The 8,210-nt window shown below is 24.3% G+C and carries 10 protein-coding genes; all 10 read right to left on the bottom strand.

Going from position 1 to position 8,210, the window contains the following annotated elements:
- The coding region (locus J8J04_RS02650; RefSeq protein WP_212332058.1) for a hypothetical protein at positions 1–314 on the bottom strand (314 nt) is incomplete at its 3' end.
- Positions 315–1,372: 1,058 nt separating this feature from the next.
- Positions 1,373–2,470: a hypothetical protein gene (locus tag J8J04_RS02655; protein WP_212332060.1), complete on the bottom strand. Its 1,098-nt coding sequence runs from the start codon at positions 2,468–2,470 to the stop codon at positions 1,373–1,375.
- A 50-nt stretch (positions 2,471–2,520) separates the two neighbouring features.
- Positions 2,521–2,835 (bottom strand): single-stranded DNA-binding protein, encoded by a 315-nt coding sequence (locus J8J04_RS02660; protein ID WP_212332064.1) that lies wholly within the window; start codon positions 2,833–2,835, stop codon positions 2,521–2,523.
- Positions 2,836–2,858: 23 nt separating this feature from the next.
- Entirely contained in the window at positions 2,859–3,353 is a 495-nt protein-coding gene (locus J8J04_RS02665) for a hypothetical protein (RefSeq protein WP_212332067.1), read from the bottom strand.
- Between the two features lie 3 nt (positions 3,354–3,356).
- Positions 3,357–3,998, bottom strand: coding sequence for a DUF2963 domain-containing protein (locus J8J04_RS02670; protein ID WP_212332070.1), 642 nt, complete (start codon positions 3,996–3,998; stop codon positions 3,357–3,359).
- A 6-nt stretch (positions 3,999–4,004) separates the two neighbouring features.
- On the bottom strand, positions 4,005–4,487 hold the full coding sequence (locus tag J8J04_RS02675; protein WP_212332073.1) for a hypothetical protein: 483 nt from the start codon (positions 4,485–4,487) through the stop codon (positions 4,005–4,007).
- A gap of 1,058 nt (positions 4,488–5,545) precedes the next feature.
- On the bottom strand, positions 5,546–6,643 hold the full coding sequence (locus J8J04_RS02680) for a hypothetical protein (RefSeq protein ID WP_212332060.1): 1,098 nt from the start codon (positions 6,641–6,643) through the stop codon (positions 5,546–5,548).
- 50 nt (positions 6,644–6,693) lie between these two features.
- Positions 6,694–7,008 carry a single-stranded DNA-binding protein gene (locus J8J04_RS02685; protein WP_212332064.1) on the bottom strand — a complete coding sequence of 105 codons (315 nt, stop codon included), beginning with the start codon at positions 7,006–7,008 and terminating at the stop codon, positions 6,694–6,696.
- A 23-nt stretch (positions 7,009–7,031) separates the two neighbouring features.
- A complete protein-coding gene (locus J8J04_RS02690) occupies positions 7,032–7,526 on the bottom strand; it encodes a hypothetical protein (RefSeq protein ID WP_212332067.1) in 495 nt (164 codons plus the stop codon).
- A 3-nt stretch (positions 7,527–7,529) separates the two neighbouring features.
- The gene (locus J8J04_RS02695) at positions 7,530–8,171 is read right to left on the bottom strand and encodes a DUF2963 domain-containing protein (RefSeq protein ID WP_212332070.1); all 642 of its coding nucleotides are present in this window, start codon (positions 8,169–8,171) and stop codon (positions 7,530–7,532) included.
- Between the last annotated feature and the right edge of the window lie 39 nt (positions 8,172–8,210).

Raw genomic sequence — 8,210 nt, forward strand, 5'->3', positions numbered from 1 at the left:
ATTTTAATTAATTTGATAATTAATTTAAATGGTAATTTGATTATTTTAAAAATTAATTTTATTATTATTTTAATAATGTTAAAAATAGGAGAAACTACAAAAGCTAATACAGTAATAAAAATTAAAAAATAAAAAATAGTTAAAATAAATTGAATAATTATACCTGTACTATTTAAAATATTACCTAAACTAAAATCAACATCTTGAAGAGCAATTATAGTGTTAAATCTAACCTTACAAAATGATATAATAATAGTGACGTAGAAATTTATTTTAGCAATAAATTCATCTATGTTGTAATTGAATATTTGCATAAATAATGCAACCTTTCTATGGTAGTTATATAAATCTTTGTCTTTGGTGAGAGTAGGATTTACATAACTATTTTTTTTTATATATTTTAATGTGGGCTTAATATAACAAAAATGACCCTACATATATGGACAAGCACGAACATATATAATAGGGTCATTTATAATTTTAACATTTATTTTGTTAAAAAAAATTACTTACTATCAAGGTGCTTGTCAATACACTTATATTATAACAAAAAAATAGTTATATACAACAATAAAATATAAGAAAAATCATAATAAAATGAAACTTGTATAAGATAAATATTTTTTTTATTATAAACTCTCCAACCTACTCCTTTACCGATAGTTCACGGTAAAGGCGGTTGGTTTATTCTCGCTACTCCTTTACCGATAGTTCACGGCAAAGGCACGAGAATAAAAAGTTCTACACATTGAATAAAAAGTTCTACACATTGAATAAAAAGTTCTACACATTGCAATGTGTAGAAAGTGTGTAGAAAAAAAATCACTAGGAAAATACTAGTAGCGCATGGGGCAATGTTATTCCCCATGCGCGCGTAAAGTAAGTAAATATCAAAGAAAAATACAAATACTTCTACACACTTGCTTTTCAAAAATAAGTTTAGGGGGGGTAAACAGTAAATATTAATTTAAATTAAGATAAAAAAAGCTTAGTCACTTCATTTATCCGTCTTATCAATCCTAACTCACAATATAGCATTAAGCATAAAAACTCACATAAAAAAATACTTTTTTTTACATTCGTTTTTATTGCGCTTAATGCTTTTATATATTGTGAGGATTGACAAGCGGATGAAGCGACCAAGCTCTCTTAAAAAAGACACTTTTAATTATATGAGGATTAACAAACGGAATCAGCAAACACAGATCTAAAAAAGAATGAGGGGTGAAGGAAAAGGAATAGTGCATTACTTAATATAATTCTCCCCTCTTGCTGAGTATAAACTTGATATAGGGGCAAAATAATGAGTTTTAGAGGTATTTTAGATTAGATAGATTGATTAAAATTAATATTTGACGCAACCGAAGTTTATTTAATATAATTTATCAGGAACATATATGAAAATACAATTTTTTTTGATATATTTATATTCATTTCCGCCACAAGCTTCATCTGTTTTACACCAATTAGAAAAACTAATATCTTCATTACACAAAAAAATAGATAATTTATTACCAGATAATCTTCTTTTAGGGGAATACTTAATATCAACTATAAATCCTCTTTGGCCGCCAATAATGTTTTTTAACAAACCTGCTTGTTTAATATCTCTGATACTTATGTCATCATAAACATCTACTTTGAACATATCATTATAACTATTTTTGTTAAAATCCAACGAACCCCTGATATAATTAAACTGTACTCGTTGATTGTTTAAATAACTAATGATAAACTCAGTTTTACCGAGTTTACTAGCACCTTCAATTACAATGGATTTAGGACGACGTATTTGGTTCATCTCTTCCTTTATCGCCATTATAATTTCCTGAGTATTATAGTTATCTTTAAAAGTATCAAAACTAAAAAATGATTCAGTTTCGTTTTCAAGTTCTTCAAGCAAATCTTCTGATTGTTTGATGAACTTTTCTTTTAGAATTTTTTTGATTAAATCTATTTGTTCGTAATAAAAATCACGGTCTAGATTTTTAATAAAATTATCAAGAGATTTTTTAACTTGACTTGAAGTTAATTTATCATCATAATAATATTGTTCTTTTAATCTATCTATTTCATCATAAATCAATTGTTTACGTTCTTCTTTTTGATTTTGACGAACGTATTTTTTATGTCTAGGGGTTCCTTCTTCAATAAAGTTACCATCTTTTTTAATATAATCAATTGCTTTTTGAATATCACGAGCAGTTTCAATTTTAGGATGAAAGCCATCAATGTCAAAATATCTTTGACTTTTAATACTTATTCTTTTTGTTAACTGAAACAAAACATGAGAATGAATTTCTTTATGATCTTGATGATTTTCAGTATTAGAAATAATATATGATATTTCTTGTTTTTTTAAATCCATTAATTCTTTAATATGATTATGAATTTTATCTTTACCCAAAGGACATTTTGAATAGGTTAAAAAAATGTCTTTTGAACTTAAATTAAATTTATTTTTTTTCATTATAATATACTCTTTCTTGTATAAGTCCCTATTAACTTAGGGGCTTTTTTTTATTTATCTTTACTATCTAAAAAAATAACATTTTTAACAATTACTTTAATAGTGGACTTAATTTCACCATCATTATTCGTATATTTTTCAATCGATAAAGAACCCTCTAAATATACTTTTGAACCTTTATGTAAATATACACTCATGTTTTCAGCTTGTTTACGAAAAATTATACAAGGAATAAATTGAACTTTATCTTTAATATTGACAGCTATTTGAAAATCTAATTTAGAGATTTCACCATCAAAAGTACTAATTCGTTTTAAATCTAAATCATGAGTGATATTACCAATTAATTGAACTTTGTTTAACATTTTATTTTTCCTTTCTTAATAATTTATAGTAATAAAGTCATAACTGGTGCCATTTGACCCAAAGATGCACCCAAAGATGCAAAGATAGGAGGGAAAGCAACAGCAGCAATAATAACTGCACCAGCACCCAAAGTTGTGATTGCAATACCTTTAATTAATTCATCATTATTTGTTTTAGTTTTATCTGGAATATAATTAATTTCTGGTTGAGGTAATTTAACAATAGAGTCATATGATTCTTGTTTAGTTTCCAATTGTTTTTGATATTGTAATTCTTTTAGTTCTTTTAACCTTTTAAAAGCATTCATTAAATTAATAATATTATTAACTTTATTAGTATCATAAATATATTGAGTTTGAGGTTGATGTTGGGTTTGTTTATCTTGATTATTTTGAGATTGCTTTTTGAATAAAGGTAATTTAGGTAAAGATAAACCTAATAGAAATAATAAAATCAAAAGAATAATTAGAATAAATATAAACCATATTTTTACAATAATTTTTCTTTTTTTATTCATATATTAACCTCTTTGTCTAGTATCTTCAATATAATCAATTGTTTTACCATCATCTTTGAAATAAGTACGTTTAAATTTAGATATTTTACCATCTTGAATTTCAGTAATGCAAAAAATTGTTTTACCATCATCTCGATAATTGATTGTTTTAATTTTTTTACCAGTATTTTTGTTATATTCCTCAAAATAATCAATTGTTTTACCATCATCTCGATAATTAGTAAATTTAATTTGATTACCAGTATCTTTATCATATTCATCAATATAATCAATTGTTTTACCATCATCTTGATATCTAGTGGATTTAGTTTGTATATCAGTATCTTTGTCTAATTCATTAATAAATTTAATAGTTTTACCATCTGATTGATATATAATATTTTTTTTACTTGTTAAATCATCAAATTCTTTATTAATTTTATTAAGAATAGAATTATAAGTTTCTGTTTGTTCTTGTTGTGATGGAATATTAGATTGAGGTTGAACAGTTTCTTGTTCTTGTTGTTTTGAGTTTTCAGTTTTAATTTGATTTTTATTAATAGCTAATAAAAGAATAATTAAAAAAATAAGAATAGCTCCTGTAATAAATAAACCCCAAATGATAAAAATAATACGTTTTAGTTTGCTTTTATTATTTGTTTTCAATTTTATTTACCTACTTTGTTTATAATTTTGATTATTTCTTTTTTGTTGTAAATTAAGCTTATATTCTAATTCAGATATCTTTTTTTGTAATTTAATTAAATCAGTTTTATCAGGAATATTGGTTTTAATTGATGATTTAACAGATGGTTTAATAAGCAACTTTGATTTATTAAATATTTTAATTAATTTGATAATTAATTTAAATGGTAATTTGATTATTTTAAAAATTAATTTTATTATTATTTTAATAATGTTAAAAATAGGAGAAACTACAAAAGCTAATACAGTAATAAAAATTAAAAAATAAAAAATAGTTAAAATAAATTGAATAATTATACCTGTACTATTTAAAATATTACCTAAACTAAAATCAACATCTTGAAGAGCAATTATAGTGTTAAATCTAACCTTACAAAATGATATAATAATAGTGACGTAGAAATTTATTTTAGCAATAAATTCATCTATGTTGTAATTGAATATTTGCATAAATAATGCAACCTTTCTATGGTAGTTATATAAATCTTTGTCTTTGGTGAGAGTAGGATTTACATAACTATTTTTTTTTATATATTTTAATGTGGGCTTAATATAACAAAAATGACCCTACATATATGGACAAGCACGAACATATATAATAGGGTCATTTATAATTTTAACATTTATTTTGTTAAAAAAAATTACTTACTATCAAGGTGCTTGTCAATACACTTATATTATAACAAAAAAATAGTTATATACAACAATAAAATATAAGAAAAATCATAATAAAATGAAACTTGTATAAGATAAATATTTTTTTTATTATAAACTCTCCAACCTACTCCTTTACCGATAGTTCACGGTAAAGGCGGTTGGTTTATTCTCGCTACTCCTTTACCGATAGTTCACGGCAAAGGCACGAGAATAAAAAGTTCTACACATTGAATAAAAAGTTCTACACATTGAATAAAAAGTTCTACACATTGCAATGTGTAGAAAGTGTGTAGAAAAAAAATCACTAGGAAAATACTAGTAGCGCATGGGGCAATGTTATTCCCCATGCGCGCGTAAAGTAAGTAAATATCAAAGAAAAATACAAATACTTCTACACACTTGCTTTTCAAAAATAAGTTTAGGGGGGGTAAACAGTAAATATTAATTTAAATTAAGATAAAAAAAGCTTAGTCACTTCATTTATCCGTCTTATCAATCCTAACTCACAATATAGCATTAAGCATAAAAACTCACATAAAAAAATACTTTTTTTTACATTCGTTTTTATTGCGCTTAATGCTTTTATATATTGTGAGGATTGACAAGCGGATGAAGCGACCAAGCTCTCTTAAAAAAGACACTTTTAATTATATGAGGATTAACAAACGGAATCAGCAAACACAGATCTAAAAAAGAATGAGGGGTGAAGGAAAAGGAATAGTGCATTACTTAATATAATTCTCCCCTCTTGCTGAGTATAAACTTGATATAGGGGCAAAATAATGAGTTTTAGAGGTATTTTAGATTAGATAGATTGATTAAAATTAATATTTGACGCAACCGAAGTTTATTTAATATAATTTATCAGGAACATATATGAAAATACAATTTTTTTTGATATATTTATATTCATTTCCGCCACAAGCTTCATCTGTTTTACACCAATTAGAAAAACTAATATCTTCATTACACAAAAAAATAGATAATTTATTACCAGATAATCTTCTTTTAGGGGAATACTTAATATCAACTATAAATCCTCTTTGGCCGCCAATAATGTTTTTTAACAAACCTGCTTGTTTAATATCTCTGATACTTATGTCATCATAAACATCTACTTTGAACATATCATTATAACTATTTTTGTTAAAATCCAACGAACCCCTGATATAATTAAACTGTACTCGTTGATTGTTTAAATAACTAATGATAAACTCAGTTTTACCGAGTTTACTAGCACCTTCAATTACAATGGATTTAGGACGACGTATTTGGTTCATCTCTTCCTTTATCGCCATTATAATTTCCTGAGTATTATAGTTATCTTTAAAAGTATCAAAACTAAAAAATGATTCAGTTTCGTTTTCAAGTTCTTCAAGCAAATCTTCTGATTGTTTGATGAACTTTTCTTTTAGAATTTTTTTGATTAAATCTATTTGTTCGTAATAAAAATCACGGTCTAGATTTTTAATAAAATTATCAAGAGATTTTTTAACTTGACTTGAAGTTAATTTATCATCATAATAATATTGTTCTTTTAATCTATCTATTTCATCATAAATCAATTGTTTACGTTCTTCTTTTTGATTTTGACGAACGTATTTTTTATGTCTAGGGGTTCCTTCTTCAATAAAGTTACCATCTTTTTTAATATAATCAATTGCTTTTTGAATATCACGAGCAGTTTCAATTTTAGGATGAAAGCCATCAATGTCAAAATATCTTTGACTTTTAATACTTATTCTTTTTGTTAACTGAAACAAAACATGAGAATGAATTTCTTTATGATCTTGATGATTTTCAGTATTAGAAATAATATATGATATTTCTTGTTTTTTTAAATCCATTAATTCTTTAATATGATTATGAATTTTATCTTTACCCAAAGGACATTTTGAATAGGTTAAAAAAATGTCTTTTGAACTTAAATTAAATTTATTTTTTTTCATTATAATATACTCTTTCTTGTATAAGTCCCTATTAACTTAGGGGCTTTTTTTTATTTATCTTTACTATCTAAAAAAATAACATTTTTAACAATTACTTTAATAGTGGACTTAATTTCACCATCATTATTCGTATATTTTTCAATCGATAAAGAACCCTCTAAATATACTTTTGAACCTTTATGTAAATATACACTCATGTTTTCAGCTTGTTTACGAAAAATTATACAAGGAATAAATTGAACTTTATCTTTAATATTGACAGCTATTTGAAAATCTAATTTAGAGATTTCACCATCAAAAGTACTAATTCGTTTTAAATCTAAATCATGAGTGATATTACCAATTAATTGAACTTTGTTTAACATTTTATTTTTCCTTTCTTAATAATTTATAGTAATAAAGTCATAACTGGTGCCATTTGACCCAAAGATGCACCCAAAGATGCAAAGATAGGAGGGAAAGCAACAGCAGCAATAATAACTGCACCAGCACCCAAAGTTGTGATTGCAATACCTTTAATTAATTCATCATTATTTGTTTTAGTTTTATCTGGAATATAATTAATTTCTGGTTGAGGTAATTTAACAATAGAGTCATATGATTCTTGTTTAGTTTCCAATTGTTTTTGATATTGTAATTCTTTTAGTTCTTTTAACCTTTTAAAAGCATTCATTAAATTAATAATATTATTAACTTTATTAGTATCATAAATATATTGAGTTTGAGGTTGATGTTGGGTTTGTTTATCTTGATTATTTTGAGATTGCTTTTTGAATAAAGGTAATTTAGGTAAAGATAAACCTAATAGAAATAATAAAATCAAAAGAATAATTAGAATAAATATAAACCATATTTTTACAATAATTTTTCTTTTTTTATTCATATATTAACCTCTTTGTCTAGTATCTTCAATATAATCAATTGTTTTACCATCATCTTTGAAATAAGTACGTTTAAATTTAGATATTTTACCATCTTGAATTTCAGTAATGCAAAAAATTGTTTTACCATCATCTCGATAATTGATTGTTTTAATTTTTTTACCAGTATTTTTGTTATATTCCTCAAAATAATCAATTGTTTTACCATCATCTCGATAATTAGTAAATTTAATTTGATTACCAGTATCTTTATCATATTCATCAATATAATCAATTGTTTTACCATCATCTTGATATCTAGTGGATTTAGTTTGTATATCAGTATCTTTGTCTAATTCATTAATAAATTTAATAGTTTTACCATCTGATTGATATATAATATTTTTTTTACTTGTTAAATCATCAAATTCTTTATTAATTTTATTAAGAATAGAATTATAAGTTTCTGTTTGTTCTTGTTGTGATGGAATATTAGATTGAGGTTGAACAGTTTCTTGTTCTTGTTGTTTTGAGTTTTCAGTTTTAATTTGATTTTTATTAATAGCTAATAAAAGAATAATTAAAAAAATAAGAATAGCTCCTGTAATAAATAAACCCCAAATGATAAAAATAATACGTTTTAGTTTGCTTTTATTATTTGTTTTCAATTTTATTTACCTACTTTGTTTATAATTTTGATTATTTCT

The sequence above is a fragment of the 'Fragaria x ananassa' phyllody phytoplasma genome (assembly GCF_018274325.1).
Taxonomy (GTDB): Bacteria; Bacillota_I; Bacilli_A; order Acholeplasmatales; family Acholeplasmataceae; genus Phytoplasma.

Bases quoted from the DNA above. Each gene is read 5' to 3' on its own strand.
- J8J04_RS02655 (WP_212332060.1), bottom strand. From the start codon at position 2,470: ATGAAAAAAAATAAATTTAATTTAAGTTCAAAAGACATTTTTTTAACC.
- J8J04_RS02660 (WP_212332064.1), bottom strand. From the start codon at position 2,835: ATGTTAAACAAAGTTCAATTAATTGGTAATATCACTCATGATTTAGAT.
- J8J04_RS02665 (WP_212332067.1), bottom strand. From the start codon at position 3,353: ATGAATAAAAAAAGAAAAATTATTGTAAAAATATGGTTTATATTTATT.
- J8J04_RS02675 (WP_212332073.1), bottom strand. From the start codon at position 4,487: ATGCAAATATTCAATTACAACATAGATGAATTTATTGCTAAAATAAAT.
- J8J04_RS02680 (WP_212332060.1), bottom strand. From the start codon at position 6,643: ATGAAAAAAAATAAATTTAATTTAAGTTCAAAAGACATTTTTTTAACC.
- J8J04_RS02685 (WP_212332064.1), bottom strand. From the start codon at position 7,008: ATGTTAAACAAAGTTCAATTAATTGGTAATATCACTCATGATTTAGAT.
- J8J04_RS02690 (WP_212332067.1), bottom strand. From the start codon at position 7,526: ATGAATAAAAAAAGAAAAATTATTGTAAAAATATGGTTTATATTTATT.